This window comes from Caloramator proteoclasticus DSM 10124 (assembly GCF_900129265.1).
Lineage (GTDB): Bacteria > Bacillota > Clostridia > Clostridiales > Caloramatoraceae > Thermobrachium > Thermobrachium proteoclasticum.
This window is the reverse complement of record NZ_FQVG01000106.1, coordinates 1-1,958: the sequence shown is the minus strand read 5'-3', so window position 1 is coordinate 1,958 and position 1,958 is coordinate 1. Positions and strand designations below refer to the sequence as shown.

Genomic DNA, 1,958 nt, shown 5'->3' with positions numbered 1-1,958 from the left:
TCACTTTTTAAGTGAAATGCAGTTTAGTAAAAAATTAAGTTAATATGGGCTATAGAACTCTTTTAAATAAATTCCATGAATAATTCAGGATAAATCCTATAATTGATAAGATAATAGTAGGTGGGTATTTAAAAAGTTTAAAGAAGACACCTGCACTCTACGGAAAGCTTTATAAATATGCCGATTCAGAGGATACCCTATCTAACTTATCAAGTATAATAAATGAAATACTTTCTATTAAAATAAAGGGACTAATTGAAGAATATGAACCTCAAGCAATAGTCTGTACACACCCATTCCCACTTGAAATGGTATCTAAACTTAAAAGGAAAAATAAAATCGAATGTCCCTGTATTGCAATATTAACAGACTATGCACCACATTCCTTTTGGCTATACAGCCATATAGATGCCTATGTTATACCTAATGAGGACTTCATTCAGGATTTAGTTGAAAAGGGAATTGAAAAGGAGACAATTTATCCACTTGGAATTCCTGTTTCTGAGGAATTTCTTCAAAGGATAGATAAAAGAGAAGCAAGAAAAGAATTAGAGTTAGATGATAAATTTACTGTCCTTTTAATGGGTGGTGGTCTTGGAATTGGTAATATAAAAGATATGTTTGAGAAACTTGCCTTCTCAAAGCTTGATATACAAATAATTGCCTGTGCTGGACAAAATATAAAACTTAGAAATCAACTAAATGAAATAGCATCAAGAACAAACAAAAGGACAATTGTTTTTGACTATACTGATAATATTAACCTTCTTATGTCTGCATCAGACCTATTAATATCAAAACCCGGTGGGCTTACCATTACAGAAGCGTTAATCAAAGAAATTCCTATTGTCATTAATTCTGCAATCCCAGGTCAAGAGGAAAAGAATGCTGACTATCTATTAAATAATGGCATTGCCGCAAGAATACACTCAGACGACAGCGTTGTAAGCATTCTTATGCAGCTTTTAAATAGCAAAGTTAGGCTACAACATATGAAAGAATGCTGCAGAGAAAAAGCAAAGCCAAATGCAACAAGGGATATATGCAATCTTATACTCCAAAAAATTGAGAACCAATAAAGGGGCTGAAAACAGCCCCTTTTTCTATTTAAATAATCCCTCAAATAGCTCTAATATCTTAAACTTAAATACCACCTTCTCGTGCTTCTCCTTGTTGAAGTCTGAAATATTCATAACCTCTGTTACTTCTTCCTCATTTAAAACTTTATTTAACTGCTGTTCTGTCTCTTCAGTTGTGAGGCCCTTTGTTATATCAATAAAGCATAATGGTGGGAACATTACACACCACCAGTTCTTACCTCCACCTTCTCCAAGGACTATCCTTAGGGCTGTGTAATCACCCTCCTTTAAGGTTATGTTTCCATAGCTTTTTATAGGGAAGGTGTATGTACCAAGGCTTGCCTTAGCCGTATATTTATATCCGTTGTTTTGCAATATATTATTTGATATATTTTCAATCCTATCAATATTGCTTGTAATTATTTCAATTGCCTCATCCTTTGTCTTTGCCCTCTGAAGTTTTGGCCCTAATTCCTTTAATACCGCATCTCTAACCTTTAATTTTACGCTCTGGTCATTCTTTGAATCGCTATTTGCTATAACGTGAAATCTTATGAGTTTATCTTTATAGTTTAGCTCACCTGTTGCTCTATTTGCATAAATGAAAGAAATAATAATAACTAATGTAACTATTCCACATAAAATCCTTTTCATTTAAAATCCCCCTTCTTAAGAACTTACTATTAATATTTCCAAATTAAATAGGTTTTAAACAAAAAAGAGGTAATTTTTTTATTACCTCTCAGGCTGTTGTATTGATTAGCCCCATGAAGGATTTCTTAGGCTGTAAATGATAAAATCAAAATGTACGAAAAGTGGAAAATAAAAATGTACAAAATTGTACAAGTATTTGGTATCCTTCTTAATGGGAGGGATACC

2 protein-coding genes are annotated in these 1,958 nt (G+C 32.7%); one reads left to right on the top strand and one right to left on the bottom strand.

What is annotated here, in order from left to right; all coding sequences use genetic code 11:
• Positions 1-89: 89 nt before the first annotated feature.
• Positions 90-1,079 carry an MGDG synthase family glycosyltransferase gene (locus tag BUB63_RS13035; RefSeq protein ID WP_341465382.1) on the top strand — a complete coding sequence of 330 codons (990 nt, stop codon included), beginning with the start codon at positions 90-92 and terminating at the stop codon, positions 1,077-1,079.
• Positions 1,080-1,103: 24 nt separating this feature from the next.
• On the opposite strand, the gene spoIIR is transcribed toward BUB63_RS13035, so the two are convergent.
• Positions 1,104-1,733, bottom strand: coding sequence for a stage II sporulation protein R (gene spoIIR / locus BUB63_RS13030; RefSeq protein WP_073250446.1), 630 nt, complete (start codon positions 1,731-1,733; stop codon positions 1,104-1,106).
• Positions 1,734-1,958: the final 225 nt, after the last annotated feature.